At 58.4% G+C, this 17,243-nt stretch carries 18 protein-coding genes, 1 tRNA gene and 1 riboswitch; of the genes, 8 read left to right on the top strand and 11 right to left on the bottom strand.

The genetic code is table 11. The features are described 5' to 3' along the window. Nucleotides 1–394: 394 nt before the first annotated feature. The 5 genes from rstA (at nucleotide 395) to G5358_RS15920 (ending at nucleotide 6,126) form a co-directional block, all read left to right on the top strand. Nucleotides 395–1,105, top strand: coding sequence for a two-component system response regulator RstA (rstA, locus tag G5358_RS15940; RefSeq protein WP_421324450.1), 711 nt, complete (start codon nucleotides 395–397; stop codon nucleotides 1,103–1,105). A 21-nt stretch (nucleotides 1,106–1,126) separates the two neighbouring features. Continuing rightward, complete coding sequence (gene rstB / locus G5358_RS15935) at nucleotides 1,127–2,452, top strand: two-component system sensor histidine kinase RstB (protein ID WP_421324448.1); 1,326 nt, start codon at nucleotides 1,127–1,129, stop codon at nucleotides 2,450–2,452. 54 nt (nucleotides 2,453–2,506) lie between these two features. After that, entirely contained in the window at nucleotides 2,507–2,689 is a 183-nt protein-coding gene (locus tag G5358_RS15930) for a hypothetical protein (protein WP_005359970.1), read from the top strand. A 153-nt stretch (nucleotides 2,690–2,842) separates the two neighbouring features. After that, nucleotides 2,843–5,392 (top strand): bifunctional lysylphosphatidylglycerol flippase/synthetase MprF, encoded by a 2,550-nt coding sequence (gene mprF, locus G5358_RS15925; RefSeq protein WP_421324447.1) that lies wholly within the window; start codon nucleotides 2,843–2,845, stop codon nucleotides 5,390–5,392. A gap of 11 nt (nucleotides 5,393–5,403) precedes the next feature. Then, nucleotides 5,404–6,126, top strand: a complete 723-nt coding sequence (locus G5358_RS15920; RefSeq protein WP_236768217.1) for a virulence factor — start codon at nucleotides 5,404–5,406, stop codon at nucleotides 6,124–6,126. Between the two features lie 294 nt (nucleotides 6,127–6,420). On the opposite strand, the gene G5358_RS15915 is transcribed toward G5358_RS15920, so the two are convergent. After that, nucleotides 6,421–6,508: transfer RNA gene (locus G5358_RS15915), tRNA-Ser, on the bottom strand. Between the two features lie 134 nt (nucleotides 6,509–6,642). After that, nucleotides 6,643–7,098 carry a YbjN domain-containing protein gene (locus G5358_RS15910; RefSeq protein ID WP_005337119.1) on the bottom strand — a complete coding sequence of 152 codons (456 nt, stop codon included), beginning with the start codon at nucleotides 7,096–7,098 and terminating at the stop codon, nucleotides 6,643–6,645. A gap of 158 nt (nucleotides 7,099–7,256) precedes the next feature. Here G5358_RS15910 and G5358_RS15905 point away from each other — a divergent pair, with 158 nt between their 5' ends. Then, nucleotides 7,257–8,594: a flavohemoglobin expression-modulating QEGLA motif protein gene (locus tag G5358_RS15905; RefSeq protein ID WP_005337120.1), complete on the top strand. Its 1,338-nt coding sequence runs from the start codon at nucleotides 7,257–7,259 to the stop codon at nucleotides 8,592–8,594. A gap of 80 nt (nucleotides 8,595–8,674) precedes the next feature. On the opposite strand, the gene G5358_RS15900 is transcribed toward G5358_RS15905, so the two are convergent. Continuing rightward, on the bottom strand, nucleotides 8,675–9,256 hold the full coding sequence (locus tag G5358_RS15900; protein WP_005351181.1) for a thymidine kinase: 582 nt from the start codon (nucleotides 9,254–9,256) through the stop codon (nucleotides 8,675–8,677). 91 nt (nucleotides 9,257–9,347) lie between these two features. Further along, nucleotides 9,348–10,928, bottom strand: a complete 1,581-nt coding sequence (locus tag G5358_RS15895; RefSeq protein WP_421206536.1) for a Na+/H+ antiporter NhaC family protein — start codon at nucleotides 10,926–10,928, stop codon at nucleotides 9,348–9,350. An 88-nt stretch (nucleotides 10,929–11,016) separates the two neighbouring features. Then, nucleotides 11,017–11,188: riboswitch (Lysine riboswitch) on the bottom strand. Nucleotides 11,189–11,490: 302 nt separating this feature from the next. On the opposite strand from G5358_RS15895, the gene G5358_RS15890 reads away from it, so the two are divergent. Beyond that, nucleotides 11,491–11,895, top strand: a complete 405-nt coding sequence (locus G5358_RS15890) for an H-NS family nucleoid-associated regulatory protein (RefSeq protein ID WP_279490670.1) — start codon at nucleotides 11,491–11,493, stop codon at nucleotides 11,893–11,895. 69 nt (nucleotides 11,896–11,964) lie between these two features. Here the strand turns inward: G5358_RS15890 and G5358_RS15885 are convergent, their stop codons facing one another. The 5 genes from G5358_RS15885 to G5358_RS15865 all read right to left on the bottom strand — a co-directional run bounded on the left by G5358_RS15885 (nucleotide 11,965) and on the right by G5358_RS15865 (nucleotide 14,853). Beyond that, nucleotides 11,965–12,540, bottom strand: a complete 576-nt coding sequence (locus tag G5358_RS15885; protein ID WP_106844486.1) for a cob(I)yrinic acid a,c-diamide adenosyltransferase — start codon at nucleotides 12,538–12,540, stop codon at nucleotides 11,965–11,967. Then, nucleotides 12,537–12,767 (bottom strand): DUF3820 family protein, encoded by a 231-nt coding sequence (locus G5358_RS15880; RefSeq protein ID WP_005337126.1) that lies wholly within the window; start codon nucleotides 12,765–12,767, stop codon nucleotides 12,537–12,539. Before G5358_RS15880 ends, G5358_RS15885 begins: the two co-directional genes overlap by 4 nt. Before the next feature lies 1 nt (nucleotide 12,768). Further along, a complete protein-coding gene (queE, locus tag G5358_RS15875; protein WP_421324444.1) occupies nucleotides 12,769–13,440 on the bottom strand; it encodes a 7-carboxy-7-deazaguanine synthase QueE in 672 nt (223 codons plus the stop codon). 61 nt (nucleotides 13,441–13,501) lie between these two features. Beyond that, nucleotides 13,502–14,209, bottom strand: a complete 708-nt coding sequence (gene queC / locus G5358_RS15870; RefSeq protein WP_421231575.1) for a 7-cyano-7-deazaguanine synthase QueC — start codon at nucleotides 14,207–14,209, stop codon at nucleotides 13,502–13,504. Nucleotides 14,210–14,229: 20 nt separating this feature from the next. Continuing rightward, nucleotides 14,230–14,853: a tRNA-uridine aminocarboxypropyltransferase gene (locus G5358_RS15865; protein WP_421231576.1), complete on the bottom strand. Its 624-nt coding sequence runs from the start codon at nucleotides 14,851–14,853 to the stop codon at nucleotides 14,230–14,232. Here G5358_RS15865 and rrtA point away from each other — a divergent pair. After that, nucleotides 14,852–15,445, top strand: coding sequence for a rhombosortase (gene rrtA, locus G5358_RS15860; RefSeq protein WP_074042643.1), 594 nt, complete (start codon nucleotides 14,852–14,854; stop codon nucleotides 15,443–15,445). The two genes, G5358_RS15865 and rrtA, sit on opposite strands and share 2 nt — an antisense overlap. On the opposite strand, the gene pyrF is transcribed toward rrtA, so the two are convergent. Further along, nucleotides 15,420–16,121, bottom strand: coding sequence for an orotidine-5'-phosphate decarboxylase (pyrF, locus tag G5358_RS15855; protein WP_042083286.1), 702 nt, complete (start codon nucleotides 16,119–16,121; stop codon nucleotides 15,420–15,422). The two genes, rrtA and pyrF, sit on opposite strands and share 26 nt — an antisense overlap. 18 nt (nucleotides 16,122–16,139) lie before the next feature. Further along, nucleotides 16,140–17,243: lipopolysaccharide assembly protein LapB (gene lapB / locus G5358_RS15850; protein ID WP_421324441.1), on the bottom strand; the 1,104-nt coding region annotated here is incomplete at its 5' end.

Genomic DNA, 17,243 nt, shown 5'->3' with positions numbered 1-17,243 from the left:
TGGCTGTAGCTCAGTTGGTAGAGTCCCGGATTGTGATTCCGGTTGTCGTGGGTTCGAGCCCCATCAGCCACCCCATTATTCCGTCGTTTGGCACAACGCTGCCAATACAGCAAGATACAAGCCTTCTGGCTTGTCAAAAAAACCGGCCTAGGCCGGTTTTTTTGTTTCTACACCACCATTTTCTGCGTTTATATCCCCGCATGTCTCATCGCACAACGCCCTGAGTGGCTGAAATGCTAATGGCCCAGAGCCTCATCATTGCTCCGCCACCCGGCTATCCCCCTTATCCTCGCAATTCCCATAAACCCCTCCAACGTTCTTTTTCTGTATTTCCCAAGCGGCATTGATATGCTGACAGCTCCTCTTTTCTCCTGCTTCCGGTTGGAGCTTTTCTATGCAACGCATTCTTTTTGTTGAAGATGATCCCGAGATTGGCCAGCTCATCAGCAGCTGGCTCGGCCGCCACGATATGGAAGTGATCCTCGAACCCAGAGGCGATATGGCGCTGGCCCGGGTCGAGGCCGAACAGCCCGATCTGGTGCTGCTCGATATCATGTTGCCGGGGCAGGATGGCATGTCCCTCTGTCGGGATCTGCGGCCGCGCTTCGACGGCCCCATCGTAATGCTCACCTCGCTGGATAGCGACATGAACCAGATCCTGAGTCTGGAGCTGGGCGCCAACGACTACATCCTTAAAACCACCCCGCCCCCCGTGCTACTGGCCAGACTGAGGGTGCAGTTTCGCCAGCACCAGCAAGCATCAACCCAACCGGCAGCCACCAGCAGCGTTCCCCAGCAACTGCAATTTGGTCTGCTGCGGGTGGATGGCCCGGGGCGAGATGTGCGGCTCGATGGCGAGAGCGTTGCCCTATCGACCGCCGACTTTGATCTGCTGTGGGAGCTCGCCTGCCACGCGGGCCAAATCTTGAGTCGGGAAGCCCTCTTTCGCAACTTGCGCGGCCGGGAGTACGACGGTCAGGATCGCAGCATGGATGTGGCCATCTCCCGCCTGCGCCGCAAACTGGGTGATAACCCCGACAACCCGACCCGGATCAAGACGGTGCGCCAGAAAGGCTACCTCTTCGTCCCCCACGCCTGGGAATAACCCTCTTTCGGGAACACCGCCATGCGCCGTCTCTTTATCCAATTCTATCTGTTGCTGATCGGCTGCTTCACCCTGGCCATCCTGCTGGTTGGTGTGGTCTATCAGGTGACCGCCGAACGGGCGGGTGATCGCTATCTCGAACGCATGATGCAGGGCTCTCTTGGCCTGTTGACCGGCGAGTTGGCAAGAACCCCGCCAGAGCGCTGGCCCGATCGGCTGGCCGAGCAGAGCAGTCAGTTTACCCTCCCCCTCAAGATCGGCGAGCTGGTGCGCCAGCCCCTGACCAGCGAGGATCAGGCCTTTTTGGCCGCTGGCAATATTGTCATCGTCGAGGAGGATGACACCTTCCTGCAACGCATCCCCGATACCGATCGGGTGCTGATTGTCGGCCCTGTACCCTACCTCTCCTACCTGCACGAGCTGCACTGGGTCGATGTGGGCCTGCTGCTGGTGATCGGCCTATCCCTCGGCCTGCCCATTCTTCTCTGGTTGCGTCCCCACTGGCAGGGTTTGCAGCAGTTGGAGCAGACCGCTCGTCGCGTAGGCGATGGGGATCTCTCCTGCCGAACCAATCTGCCACCGGGCAGCAGTCTGGCCCGGGTGGGACGCACCTTCGATCAAATGGCGACCCAATTGCAGGCCATGATTGCCAGCCGCAAACAACTGACCGATGCCATCGCCCACGAGTTGCGCACTCCGCTGGTCCGGTTGCGCTATCGGCTTGCCATGCTCGATCCTGCCCCTGCCGAGCAGGAGCAGCAGGCGCTGGAGCGAGATCTGGGAGCGCTGGACGCTCTGATCGAAGAGATGCTCACCTACGCCAAGCTGGATAGACCCGAGCTGCCGCTGCAGCAGGAGGAGCTGGAGCTCAGTCACTGGGCACAAGCGCATCTCGGCGACTGGCAAGCGCTGGCCCCCGAGAAGAGGCTCACCCTCGATCTGCCGCCACGTCACATGTCCTGGTGCGGCGATCAGCGTCTGCTGACGCGCGCGGTGGAGAACCTGATCGGCAATGCTCTGCGCTACGCCGAGAGCGAGGTCACCCTCTCCATCTCGCGGCTACAGGAGAACTATCTGCTGGAGGTGAGCGACGATGGGCCGGGGATCGATCCGGCGCTGGCGCCCCAGATCTTCGAACCGTTCGTGCGCCTTGATCAGAGCCGGGATCGTCGCACCGGCGGCACCGGGTTGGGACTGGCCATCGTGCGCAGCATTGCCCGTCATCACGGGGGGGATGTGGCGTTGCTGGCCAGTGACCACGGCGCCCGCGTCTGCCTCACCCTGCCTGTACATTTGGATACAAACCGTCACCAACCGCTCACTGAAGGGCCGCTGCAACCGTCATAGGATGACTGTCATGGAGAACGCTCCATAACATCAACCCGAATAAGGAAATTGAACATGAAAAAGATCATTCCCCTGACCCTGGCAGCCGTCTTCGCCCTCACTTCCGGTTTCACCATGGCGGCCACCCCGACCAAAACAGCCACGCCGCAGACGACCCAGACCAAGGTGGTGAAAAAACACCATAAAGCCACCCACGCCAAGACCCCTGCCGTCAAAGTCGCGCCGAAAACCAAGTGATCCAACCGGTCACTGGATAACACAGAGGGAGGCTGACGCCTCCCTTTCCATCTCTTCCCGAAATTTTCCTGACGAGCGCCTCCCTCGTCCAAACCGGATCCACGACCCGGCTCCCCCTTTGCGGGAAACGGTCAATGACCACAGGAACATGGCATGTGGCGTCATCTGCTTAAATGGCTCGGCCCCTTGTGCAGCTTGCTGCTGCTCGGCACCGCACTGACCGTGCTGTATCACCTGACTCAGGCATGGCACTGGCACGATATTCGTGTGGCCATCTGGTCCCAACCCCTGCCGCGACTAGCGGGCGCCCTGTTGCTGACCCTGCTCAGTTATGGTTGCCTCTGCAGCTATGACATACTGGCGCTCCATGCGCTGGGCAAGCGCCTTCCCTGGCAACAGGTCAGCATCACCTCCTTTATCGCCTACACCTTCTCCAACACCCTGGGATTTGCCCTGCTGACCGGCACCTCGGTACGCTATCGCCTCTACTCCGCACTGGGGCTCGCCACCGGGGAAGTGGCCCGCGTGGTGCTGTTCTGCTCCATCACCTTCCTCCTCGGCCTGCTGGCGTGGGGAGGTGGCGCCCTACTGACCTGCGATGTATCACAGTTGCAGCCTGACTGGCCGCAATGGGCAGATACCCTGCTCAAGCTGGCGGGCATGATGGCTCTGCTGTTGGTGGCCTGCTACCTCTGCTGGCCCGCCCCACGTATATCCTGGCGAACACACACCCTGACCCTGCCCGGCTTCAAGGTTCGTCTGTTACAGCTGCTGGTCGCGCTGGCTGACTGGATGGCCGCCGCCGCCGTGCTGTTTGTGCTGTTGCCTGCAGATAGCGTCCCCTACCCTGTGCTGCTCAGTGCCTTCGTGCTGGCCAGCTTCCTCGGGGTGCTGGCCCACGTGCCGGGTGGGATTGGGGTGTTCGAAGCGAGCATGAGCCTGCTGCTGGCCCACTACCTGCCGGCCGACAAGCTGCTCGCCTCGCTGTTGCTCTATCGCTGCATCTATTACCTGCTTCCCTTTCTCTGTGCCCTGCTGCTCTTTGCGAGTCAGGAGATGCTGCAACAAAAAGCGCGCTGGCAGCGGCTACAGGGGCTGATGAGCGCAGTACGCGAATTTCTGCCCGCCCTTATCAACATGGGCACCTTCGCCGCCGGTAGCCTGCTGCTCTGCTCGGGGATGATCCCAACCATGCGCAGCCACATTGAAGTCTGGCTGCAGGTGTTGCCGCTCCATCTGCTGGAGCTCTCCCACGTGCTCGGCAGCGTGAGCGGTATCCTCCTGATCCTGCTGGCGCGCAGCCTCTATCGCCGTCACGACGCCGCGTTTCGCATCACCCAGCTGCTGCTGGCTCTGGGCATCGCCTTCTCCCTGCTCAAGGGGGGAGACTGGGAGTCAGCCCTGCTGCTTGGCAGCTTCCTGCTCATCATGACCCCCTGCCGTTCCCTCTTCTATCGCAAGGGGTCGCTGCTCTATCCCCAGTACACCCCGGGCTGGCTCATTTCAGTCGGCGCCGTGCTGCTGGGAGCGCTGTGGCTGCTGCTCTTCTCCTACCGTCAGGTGGTGTATGACCACGCCCTCTGGCTCCACTTCTCGCCCCACGGTGGGGCTGCCCGCGGCCTGCGCGCCATGGGGAGCGTGGTGGCCGTGCTGGCCGTGGCCGGGGTTGCCCAGCTGCTTGCGCCGCTGCGCGTAGTCGGTGAAAAGCCGGACAAGGAGACGCTGGCGCGCGCTCACGAGCTGGTGGTGCGCGAAGGGGGGATCCACGGCTATCTGGCCCAGTTGCAGGACAAGTCACTGCTGTTCCACCCCGCCGGCGACGCTTTCCTGATGTATGGCATCGAGGGCAACAGCTGGATTGTGATGGGGGATCCGGTCGGTCGCCCCGAGCAGATCGAAGAGCTGCTCTGGCAATTTCGCGAGCGGTGCGACGAGCACGATGCCAATCCGGTCTTTTATCAGGTGTCGGCCCGCTATCTTCCGCTCTATCTGGAACTGGGGCTGATCCCCTTCAAGCTCGGTGAAGAAGCGATGGTCGATCTGGCTACCTTCGATCTGGCGGGCAGCCGCCTGCGCAACCTGCGTCAGAGCCACGCCAAGGGCAAACGGGAAGGATTGACCTTCGAGGTGGTCGAGGCAAGTGCCGTGGCCCCCCTGCTGCCCAGATTACAAACCGTCTCCGATACCTGGCTGCAGAGCAAGATGGGCAAGGAGAAGGGCTTCTCGGTCGGCCACTTCGAGCCTGACTACCTGACCTTGAGCCCGGCTGCGCTGGTGTGGCACGAGGGGCAGATCGTCGGCTTTGCCAACCTCTGGGTGAGCGAAAACAAGGAGACGCTCTCCATCGATCTGATGCGCTACAGCCTGGATACCGGCACCGCCCCCATCATGGATTTTCTCTTTGTTGAACTGCTGTTGTGGGGCAAGGCGCAAGGGTACGCCAGCTTCAATCTGGGGATGGCCCCCATGTCCGGCTTCAACGATCACCCGCTCAACAGCTACTGGGCCCGTCTTGGCAATACCCTGTTCGTCCGTGGCAGCCGTTTTTACAACTTTCAGGGGCTCAGACGCTACAAGGAGAAATTTTCGCCACGCTGGGAACCCCGCTACCTGCTCTGCAGCAGCAAGCTGGTACTGCCCAGAACCCTGACTCACCTGATCACCCTGATTAGCCGCGGCCCGCTGGGGCTGATCAAGAAATAGGAGCATGGCCAATGAGAGCCTTGATATTGCTGTTACTCAGTCTCGTACTGCCCGTTTCATCTTTTGCGGCGCACGCCGCCCCGGTCAAGGATGACCTGAGCCTGATTGAGCTGCCGGTCAAGCAGCCCTCCGACGCCCCCATGGTGATCTTTCTCAGCGGCGATGGTGGCTGGGCAGCCCTCGACAAGGGGTTGAGCACCCAGTTTCAGCTGCACGGCATGCCGGTCGTGGGCTGGAGCTCCCTGACCTACTACTGGAAGAAAAAAAACCCGGAGCAGGTGACCGCCGATCTGGAGCGGATCCTCGACGATTATCAGGCCCGCTGGCAGCGCTCCCGCTGGCTGCTGGTCGGTTTCTCGTTTGGTGCAGAGATTGCCCCTTTCGTCATCAACCGGTTGCCGGAGCACTATCGTCAGGGGCTGGTCGGGGCCGTGATGCTCTCCCCCTCTACCAGCTCGGATTTCGAGATCCACGTCAGCGATATGCTGACCCACAAGGCGCGCAGCTACCCGACCGAGCCGCAGGTGAAGACCATCCGCGATCTGCCGATGCTCTGCCTGCAAGGTGCCGATGATGATGACGGCGACCGCCTCTGCCCCCGTCTCAACCAACCCAACGTCACCAGCGTCACCCTGCCGGGAGGACACCATTTTGACGATAACTACCCCCAGCTCTATCAGGCCATCACCAAGCATCTGAACCTGCCCCCGGATCCGCTGACTGTGGAGCATTAACCGGTATCACCACGGTATGCCTTTTAAGTACCGAGCAGGGCAAATCAGCGAGCAATGAAAAGGGCCTCTCTTACGAGAGGCCCTTGTACTGAATCGGGCGGAAACTTTAAAAGGAGCGACCAATGGGTTGGCCGTGGCGTCAAAGTCACCGAGGCTTTTCACCACGATTGCCCAAGAGGTTCAGCCAGATGCTGGGCTATCAACAATGAGGATTTGCATTCCTATGCCAGCAACCACGCGGGGATTGCGCCAGAAAGCAAAAAGCCCTGATGTTTCCATCAGGGCTTTGCAATGTGGCGGTGAGGGAGGGATTCGAACCCTCGATACGTTGCCGTATACACACTTTCCAGGCGTGCTCCTTCAGCCACTCGGACACCTCACCAAATTTTGGTCTGTGGTTTAACGTGTTCAGCCAACACTGTGTTCGCTACGCTGTTGCGCTGGAACGGGGCGTAATTTAGGGGAAAGCCCCGCCCGCGTCAACGGCTTTTTTCACCTGGCGAACCGTTCGAACACTTAATGCACAGATTCCGGTGCGACCTGGATTTCCGGCAGGTTGAGGAAGCCGGAACGTTCGCATTCAGCAACCAGTTCGTGGGTAGCGGCGATAGTGCTTTGCACGAACAGCAGGAACTGCTCGACGCTGAGTCCGGCCTTGGTAAAGACGGTGTGGCCGACCACCAGCCGCGGCAGGTTGTCATCGATGATATCGAGGAACACCTTGAGGGAGGGGTACTGCATATTGAGTCGGCCCAGTTCGGCAACCAGCGGCAGCATTGCGGAGGGGCGCACTTCCAGCTCGGAGGAGAACAGCAGGCCTTCCTCTTCCACGAAGATCCGGCTCTCCTGAATACCATCGACCGACTGCAAAGAGACAATGTGGATACCGTGACACTGGTCGCAGACATAGTGCTCGATACGAGCCTGTTGCAACCAACGCATTATCATTTCGGAGCTGGGGATATTCATCATTTCCACGACAAGATTGGGATCAAGGGGCGCAGTCTAAACCAATTTGCTATCAACAAAAAGCACGCCAACCCGATAACCCTGCGGCTCGCTTCTTTTTGGCAAGCGCTATGCATATACTCAGCCAAATCCACGATGACGCTTGCCCCACAGGGGGCCCCATGACTATCCAAGAAAAGTATCGCCTTCATCTGAAATCACTCTCGGATGAGCTGCTCACCCTGCAAAAACCCATCCGCATTCTGGATGCCATCAAATGGCCACGCCATCTGCAGGATCGCTTTCTGGCAAGCGGTGGCAGGGAGCTGCCCGCTATCGACAGGCACTTCTATGATGCCCTCCCCCTCGGCTTCGATCCGCGCAACAAGTATCTGGAGCTCAAGGAGCTGCGGGACCGGATCCGCAGAAAACTGGGGCCACAGGACGATCTAGGGCGGATCCTGCAAGAGACGGTCGATCAGTACATGGTGGTGATCGAGATGCTGCGCCAGCGCGGCCAACCCGATTTTCAGCGTTACAGCCAGCTGCTTTATGGCTCTGCCAGCGATCACCTGCGCGGGGATCGCAAGACTCTCAAGGAGCTGGGCGCCCGCCTGTGCGATATCTTCTCCCTGCCCGGCGCTCGCCATCTGGTGCGCCCCTACCCCAAGGAGTTCGAAGGAGAGGCCGCGGTCGCCAAACTGCAGGGCAAGCTGTCGAGCTACTTCAGTGACGGCACTGTGCAGGTGAAGCTGAGCGATGGGATTGTCTCCGATGCAGCTGCCGGTGGCGACTACATCAAGCTCAACTCCCACGCCCGTTTCTCCGAGCTGGACTTGCAGGTGCTGGAGGTACATGAGGGCTGGGTCCATGTCGGCACCACCCTCAACGGTCGCCAGCAGCCCTATGCCACTTGGCTGAGCGCCGGTTCACCGCGGATCACCGCCTGTCAGGAGGGGCTGGCTGTCCTGATAGAGACCCTCACCTTCAGCTCCTTTCCGGATCGGGCCAAGCGTATCTCCGATCGGGTGATGGCCATCGACATGGCCGAGCGCGGCGCCGATTTTATCGAGGTGTTTCAGCACTTCGTACAGCAGGGCACCAGCGAGCACGACGCCTACAAGATCACCCAGCGGGTCTTTCGTGGCGGCATGGTGGGCGGCGGAGCCTGCTTTACCAAGGATCTCTCCTACGTGCGTGGCTATGTGGAGACGGTCAACTTTATCCGCAGCGCCGTACTGGAAGGGGTGCCCGAGATCCTGCCGATGCTGTTTGTCGGCAAGGTGACGCTGGATGACATTCCGGTGCTCTATCAGCACTATCTGGAGGGGCTGATTGCCGCTCCCCGCTATTTGCCGCCGATGTTTCGCGATCTCACCGGCCTCTATGTCTGGTTCGGTTTTGCCTCCGGCATGTCACTGGTCGATATAGGCCGGGTACAGCACCATTTTCGCCAGCTGTTTCAACGCCTGCCGGTGGCCGACCCCATCATTGCGCCGGTGGATATCGAGATCGACTGAACCACAGCGATACAAGTTGGGGAAAATAAAAAGGGCGCCAGATTGGCACCCTTCTCGACTATTCAGATATCGCAGCCGACTTACTTGTAGGCCCGACCTTCGAGATAGTGTTTGCGACAGAGCGACACATAGCGATCGTTGCCGCCGATCTCCACCTGTTCGCCATCACGCATCACCTGACCCGCTTCGTTGACCCGGGAGTTCATGTGAGCCTTGTTGCCGCACCAGCAGATGCTCTTCAGCTCTTCAAACTTGTCGGCCAGACAGAGCAGATGGTATGAGCCCGGGAACAGCTCGCCGCGAAAATCGGTCTTGAGGCCATAGGCCATCACCGGAATATCCTGCTCATCGACGATGCGGGCCAGCTGGTAGACCTGCTCACGGGTCAGGAACTGGGCCTCGTCCACGATAAAGACATCGATATGTTTCTTCGCATGACGCGCTTTCACCATTTCAAACAGATCACAGCTGTCACTGAACACGTCCACCTTCAGTTCAAGACCTACCCGGGCACTGATCACCCCGACCCCGAAACGGTCATCGATGGCTGGCGTCATCGCCAGAGGATGCATGCCCCGCTCCAGATAGTTGAAGTGCGCCTGAATGAGCTGGGTGGATTTGCCTGAATTCATGGTGGCAAATTTGTAGTGCAGTGAAGCCATGATACTGTTCCGAAACTGAATTTATGGGGCGCATGCTAACCAAAGCCCCTGACAAAACCAAGGGGCCCGCGGGCCCCTTGCTCTATAAATGTTACGCGGTGGCCAGCGCTGGCCGCGCTTTGGCCTTTTTCAGGTGATAGCTGGTAAAGAGCACAAACCAGAGGGCACTGACACTGAAACCGGCCAGGCTGGAGTGCATCAAGCCCATCGCCAGGTAACCGATGGCCGCACCGAAGGCAATGGCCAGTGCATAAGGCAGCTGGGTCATCACGTGATCGATGTGATGGCAACCGGCACCGGTGGCAGAGAGGATGCTGGTGCTGGAGATGGGCGAGCTATGATCCCCGAACACCGAGCCAGCCAGTACCGCGGCCAGCATCGGCAACATCAGGCTGATGTCGCTGGCGGCAGCCATGTCGCCGGCCAGTGGCAGCATGATGCCGAAGGTTCCCCAGCTGGTGCCGGTGGCAAACGCCATAGCACAGGAGAGGATAAAGACCACGGCAGGCAGCACTTCGATCGGCAGGTTGCCGTTAGCCAGCGAAGCCAGGTACTTGCCAGTCTCCACATCACGCACCACGGCACCTATGGTCCAGGCGAACAGCAGGATGTTGATGGCCGGCAGCATGGCCATGACGCCTTGTGGCGCGGCCTTGATCCAGTTCTTGGCACCCAGCTTCAGACGCATCGCCAGACCGATGGAGACCACCAGACTGCACAGGGCACCGTAGACCAGCGAAGAGCCGACGTTGGTGTTTTCGAACGAGCCGAGCACGCTGAACGGCAGCCCTTTCTCGCTCAGCACCGCAGCACCGGAATCAATCATGAAATAGATGGTGGCCGCAGTCAGGGTCAGGATCGGCAATACCATGTCGATCATGCCGCCGTTGCTCTCTTCCGGGCTCTCCATATCCAGACCGATGGGGCGGCCCTTGGACTCATCCCACAGCTTGCCTTCCAGCGCCCACGCTTCGTGTTGACGCATCGGGCCGATATCGAGCTGACAGGCGATCACCACCAGCACCATGATCAGGGTGAAGACGGCGTAAAGGTTCATCGGGATCATCTCGACAAACGCCGCGATGGGGCTCTGTTCGGTCAGACCGTGTGCCGCCATGATGCCGCCAACCAGGGCGATGATATAAGCCCCCCAGGAGGAGATGGGCATCAGCACGCAGACCGGCGCCGCGGTGGAGTCCAGCAGATAGGCCAGTTTGGCACGAGAGATCTGGAAGCGGTCGGTCACCGGACGGCAGATGGCCCCCACCGACAGGCTGTGGAAGAAGTCATCGATAAAGAAGGCAAACACCATCATGCCAGTCAGGGCTTTGGCGCCCTTGCGGGTCTTGGCACGACGCTCGGCCCACTCGGCAAAGGCACGGGTCGCCCCGGAGACGCTCATCAGGCTGATGAGGCCACCCAGCAGCAGCATAAACAGGATCATGTTGACATTGTCACGATTGAGCGCGCCATCGACCCAGAAGATCTTGAGCACGGTATTCAACATGTAATGCAGGGATTCGAGGGGTGAAAACTGATTGAGCAGCAAACTGCCGGTGACGATGCCCACACCAAGGGACAGCAGCACGCGGCGGGTCATGATCGCCAGCGCGACAGCCAACAGGGGGGGAAGAACGGACCAACCGGAGTCGGCGAAATGACTAATGTCCATGATCTCTTTGCACCTAAAGATTACAGGTGGAGATCTACCGAGAGGATCTAAAGAAACAAAACCTATGGGGAGGTTATACTCCTCAGCCCCTTCAGGTAGCGCTCCATAGTGGATGACTATGGCAGTCCTGCACCTATTAGATGCAGAACCAGCAGCCCGGTATGATGGCCTGGCCACTTCGGCGCTGACTCCTTTCCTTGTGCATCACAGGCATCACCCTCCGCACAAATACTCATAGGCAGCGCGCCTCTACTTAAAGGTATTCGCCGCACATTTTATCGAGATGGCAGCTTATAGCAAGTTTTTTGATTAAATAATCATAATAAACAAATCAAGGTCGGAAAATGGTAGTCAAATGATGCAACAACGCCAACTTTGACGCTATTTTCACCTACTGCGGCTTCATTGGCATCCAATCACCAAGCCTATTGCAGGCCATATTAAATATCTGTATTGATGTTCCCCACGGATATAATATTTAACCCGGCTTGACTTATTTAAATCACCAAGCAAGAATCAGCTGGAACATAATATTTTTCTCTGACTCGACGTGGTAACTCCTATGAATGAATTTTTAAAGGTACTGCTTAATATCCGCAGTCTGCGTGCGACCTGCCGCGAGCTTTCTCTGGAACAACTGGAAGAGGCACTGGAAAAACTCTCTACTATCGTTGCTGAACGTCAGCAAGATGAAGCTGCCGAGCGTCAGGCCCGTGAAGAGCATCTGCGGAAAATTAACGAATATAGCGAAATGCTGAAAGCCGCCGGTATTGACCCGGCAGAATTGGTAAGCGCTGTCGCTACCAACCCCGGCAAATCAGAAAAAGGCAAGCGGGCGCCACGTCCGGCCAAATATCGCTATCAGGATAATGGCGTAGAGAAAACCTGGACCGGCCAGGGCCGTATGCCTTCGGTCATTGCCAGCGCAGTGGCAGCAGGCAAATCACTGGAAGACTTTGCTATCTGATCTCAATCTCGTTGCTAATAAAAAACCTCGCCAAGGCGAGGTTTTTTATTGCCGCTTAAACGTGAAATATCAGATAGCTGATTGCGGGCGATCTGCTGCCTTGACCCACAGCACTTCACGCTCCCCTGCCACGCAGATGAGATAGCGGGCAACGGTAAAGAACCAGTCACTCATCCGGTTCAGATAGGGCAGCACCTCGGGATTGACCCGCTCTTCCCGGCTCAATGTCAGCAGCAAGCGCTCGCAATGACGCACCAGAGTGCGCACCACATGCGCTTGCGCCGCAGCACGGGAACCACCGGGCAATATAAATTGGCGCAGCGGTGGCAATGGCTCACTATAACGATCTATCTGCTGTTCAAGGCGAGTTGTCCAAGCGGCATTAACCTGCCAAATCGATTCATTCTGGGCGTCGCTGGAGAATGCCAACTCCCCCCCCAGATCAAACAACTCCTGTTGCAACAGCTGTAAATCAGCCAATAAGCCGACCTCTTGCGATGGGACGTCACAAATCAACAAACCAATATGGGAGTTGAGCTCATCGATATAACCGTAGGTCTCGACCCGCAAATGATCCTTGGGCAATGGGATACCATCGGCCAGCCGGGTCATGCCCTTGTCGCCCTGCCTCGTATATATTCTCATACCGACATCCTGTTAATAATGGGAATAATCATGGACTCGAGTCCATTGAGTTTGATTTCGTAAGCCAACGCTAGCGTCTGGCCCAATTTACCCGCCGGAAAACCGCTGCGCGCCATCCACACCAGATAGGGCTCGGGAATATCGATGATACGTCGACCCTGATATTTACCGTAAGGCATCTTGTTGGTCAGGGTCAGCAGTACCTGTTCGTCGGATAGCCAATCCATATTAATCGATATCCAGATATTTATGAGTCTGGATTGAGAGTCGCCAGTTACGCGCGATACAGGTATCCATCGCCAATTGGGTGGCCCGTGGTTTCTGGCTGATCGGCTGCAAGGCAATGACCACGTCCGGGCGCAGGGTAGCGGTAGCGAGCAGCGCATCCAGCTCTTCAATATGGTGCTCGGTGGCCACCGGATGCTTGATCTCGTTGGCCCGCTCCAGCGCCGAGACCAGCACAGGCAGCCCCCCTTTCATACCGATCTTGGGGGAGACGGTTACCCAAGTCTGCTCATGAGTCTTGATCTCGCTGGTGCCACTGGTTTCAATCTGCACCTGATAACCCGCCGCCAGTAATGCTGACGAGAGTTCGTGCAGATCGTAGAGGCAGGGTTCCCCACCGGTGATCACCACATGGCGTGCCTGATAACCCAGATCGCCAAAGCTCTTGATAATCTGCGCGGTGCTGAGTTGGCTCCAGCAATCGGATTCGTTGGAACCATCCAGTACCGCCGCCTTACCCACTTCACGAGCCGGATCAACAACCCAGGTATGACGGGTATCGCACCAGGAGCAGCCCACCGGGCAACCCTGCAGGCGAACAAAGATGGCGGGCAGGCCGGTAAAGATGCCCTCCCCCTGGATGGTCTGGAAAATCTCGTTGATTGGGTAGTGCATCTCGATCACGGCTTGTTGCAAAAGTCGCGGATTATACCCCAAGCCACGGCAAGACGCAGGCTCACTCTGCGCTTTTCTCGCCCAGCCCGGTTTTCTCAAACAGTCTGGCCATGATACCCGCCTTGTCGGCCAGATAGTTGTTCAGACCGCGACTGCGCAGTTCACACGCAGGACACGTGCCGCAACCGTCACCGGCAATGCCGTTGTAGCAGGTCAGGGTCTGCTGGCGCACCGTGTCGAGGTGACCATAGTGATCCGCCAGTGCCCAGGTTTCGGCCTTGTCGAGCCACATCAAGGGAGTTTCAAAACGGATGCCGCGATCCAGCCCCAGCGACACCGCCTGATTGAGGGCCTTGACAAACTCGTCACGGCAATCGGGATAGCCGGAGAAGTCGGTCTCGCAGACACCGGTGATCACCGCTTCGGCGCCCACCTGATAGGCATAGATGGAAGCCAGGGTCAGGAACAGGATATTGCGACCCGGCACGAAGGTGTTGGGTAGGCCATTATCCTGCAGCTCGCAGCTGACCGGGATGTCGTCACGGGTCAGGGCAGAGACCGCCAGCTCATTGAGCAGCGTCACATCCATCACCTTGTGGGCGGCGATCCCCAGAGCACTGCCCAGACGACGCGCGGTGTCGATCTCTTCCCGATGGCGCTGGCCATAGTCGAAGGTGATGGCGTGCACTTCATCATACCGGGCCAATGCCTGTACCAGACAGGTGGTGCTGTCCTGACCGCCACTGAAAACCACGACTACTTTTTTCATCTTGATAACTCCTTGAATTGTCACGAGCGGCGGCCTTCGGCAAAGTCCTGCCACTGGGTATTCAACCGGTTAAACAGGGTCAGCAAGGGCGCATAGTGCTCCGGCCTCCCCTCCCACCGGGACAAGAGGTGATAGCCCGCCTCTATGGTAGAGAGGGCATCGGGAAAGGGTTTCTTTCGAATGGCATATTGACCGGCAATGGCACCAATGCCGATGCGGGGCAAGCGGGCCAGTGCCGGGTTGCTCTGCAACATGCGATAGGCTTTGCGCCAGGTGCCGTCAAGCAAGATAAAGGCGACGGATGCAGAGCCAGAGGATTCACTCTCCCACTGTTGGCGAAGATCGGTCAGCGAAATGGCATCCTCATCCGGCCAGAGCAAATAATAACGACGGGATTGGTCAGCCAGCAGCACATTGAGCCACTCATCGCGGGAAAAGTCCTCCCCCACATGGATCTCGCACTGTTGCAAAGAGGCCGCCAGCAGCGCGGCAGTCCCCTTGGGATGTGCCACCTCGTTGGGGTGCTGCAAGATGTAGAGGGGCGTGTGATTGTCAACCGGCACAATATAATTGCACAGGCAGGCTTTGAGGGCTCGGGTGCAACGTGTACAGTATCGACTGTTCTTGTCGTTGGACTGTTTCATGTTGTCAGACAAATCTGGATTGCTCTGGGTTATCACGCTCTCTCTCACCAGCTTGCTACTCTTCTTTACCGTTCCCAATCTTCAGCTCTCCTTCGATCGGCCCTTGATCGCCGGGGGCGAAGGGTGGCGGATCATAACAGGCAATCTGGCTCATACCAATCTGTGGCACCTGCTGCTCAATCTGGGCGGCCTCGCCATCCTCTATAGCCTGTTTCGCGACTATCTGGGTGGGGCTCGCCTGCCGCTGCTGATGTTGCTGCTCTGGTTGGCAGTGGGCTTGGGGATCTGGTGGTGGTGCCCGCAGACCCAATGGTACATGGGGCTATCCGGCTCGCTGCATGGCCTGTTTGTCTGGGGGGCAATGCAGGATATTCGCCACGGACGCCGCACATCGGGCTGGCTACTGTTGGCAGGGATGGGACTCAAGCTGGCGATGGACTTCTACAACGCAGGAGAGAGCCCGATATCCACCCTGATCAATGCCAGGGTACACATCGGCTCTCATCTTATCGGGGCCGGTGCAGGCCTGTTGCTCGGCCTGCACCGCGTATCACTGAGTGAGCCTGTTACGCACCAGCCAGCTCGGCATTGATGCTGGCCAGCATGGCGGCCGGATCGGCAGCCTGCGTAATGGGGCGACCGATAACCAGATAATCGGACCCCGCCTCGACCGCCGCTTTCGGTGTCATCACCCGGCGCTGATCCCCGGCCGCTGAACCGGTCGGGCGAATACCCGGGGTCACCAGCTTGAAATCTTCGCCCAGCAAGGCTTTAAGCTCATGGGCCTCGTTGGCAGAGCAGACAACCCCATCCAAGCCGGATGTCTTGGTCAAGGTAGCCAGCCGGATCACCTGCTCGGCAGGGCTCACATCCAGACCAAGAGGGATCATGTCGGACTGCTCCATGCTGGTCAGTACGGTCACCCCGATCAACAATGGCGCCTTGTCGCCATAAGGCAGCAGCGCCTCTTTGGCGGCACGCATCATCCGCTCACCACCACTGGCATGCACGTTGACCATCCAGACACCGAGCTCGGCACTGGCTGCCACGGCTTTGGCAACAGTATTGGGAATATCGTGAAATTTCAGATCCAGAAAGACATCGAATCCCTTGGCCACCAGCTGGCGTACAAACTGCGGGCCAAACAGGGTAAACATCTCCTTGCCTACCTTGAGACGGCACTGGGCCGGAGAGATACGTTCAACGAACGCTAAGGCATCTGCCTCGTGCTGATAATCCAGCGCTACCAGTACTTTGGGATCTTGCATCTCACATCCTATTGCTTGTTATTCACCGTCCAGACCGCGGATCGGCTTGATGGAACCCCACTGGCGACAAGACGGGCACTGCCAGAACAGCGAGTGAGTGGCAAAGCCACACTGCCGACACTTGTGGGTTGACTTGATTTTGATCTGCTCGCCGACCAGCTGTTGCAGCAGTTCGAGGCTCTCCTTGGCAGGCCCCTCTTCCGCACTGGCCAGCTGAAAACCCACCAGCTGGTAAAAACCTTTCATCGAGGGATGACGACGCAGCTGACGCAACACCAGCGAACGGGCCTGGCTCAGGCCATCACGCTCTTCAACCAGCTTGGCAAGGGCCAGGGTCACGCTGACACCGGCGTGATCTTCCACTGCCTTCTCAAGCAGTGGGATCAACGCAGGCGTGCGCCCCAACTGCTGATAGCACTCGAGCAATTTGGGCATTGCCTCGGAGGCAAAGTCGATATCCTGCTCGAACACCCGCAGCAGCTCCTTGCTGGCCTGCTCATACTCCCCCTCTGCCATGGCGAGCTCAGCGAGGCGCAAACTGGCCCGGGCACATGCCGGATTGATACTGAGCGCCCGTTTGAGCTTAGCCAGCCCCTCCCCTTTATTGCCCTCACGCAGCGCGATCTCGGCTTGCTCGCAATAGAAATGGGAGATGGGGTCGGCCAGCTTCTTGCCCTGGAATTTTTGCAGACGAATCGCCACATCGATGGCCTTATCCCAGTCCCGCAACTGCTGATGGATGATCAACAGCTGTGCCAGCGCCGTCTCTTCATAATCGCTGTCGTCACACAGCTCATTCCAGAGCGCTTCCGCTCGGTCCAGCAGACCAGCAGCCAAAAAGTCGCGCGCAAGCTCCTGCAGGGCAAGCTGTCGCTGCTCCCGGGTCAGTTGGCGGGTTACCAGGTTCTGGTGGATCTTGATGGCACGATCGACCTCCCCACGCTGGCGAAACAGGTTGCCGAGGGAGAGGTGTGTTTCGATGGTTTCACTGTCCACCTCAAGCAGTTGGATAAAGAGATCCACCGCCTTGTCGGATTCATCGGACAGCAAATAGTTGAGGCCCGCCACATACTGGCGGGAAAACTGGTTACTCTGTTTTTGGGTGTCCTGGCGAACACTCCT

This window comes from Aeromonas sp. 604176 (assembly GCF_049170755.1).
Lineage (GTDB): Bacteria > Pseudomonadota > Gammaproteobacteria > Enterobacterales > Aeromonadaceae > Aeromonas > Aeromonas veronii_A.
This window is presented reverse-complemented; position numbering and strand designations above follow the sequence as displayed.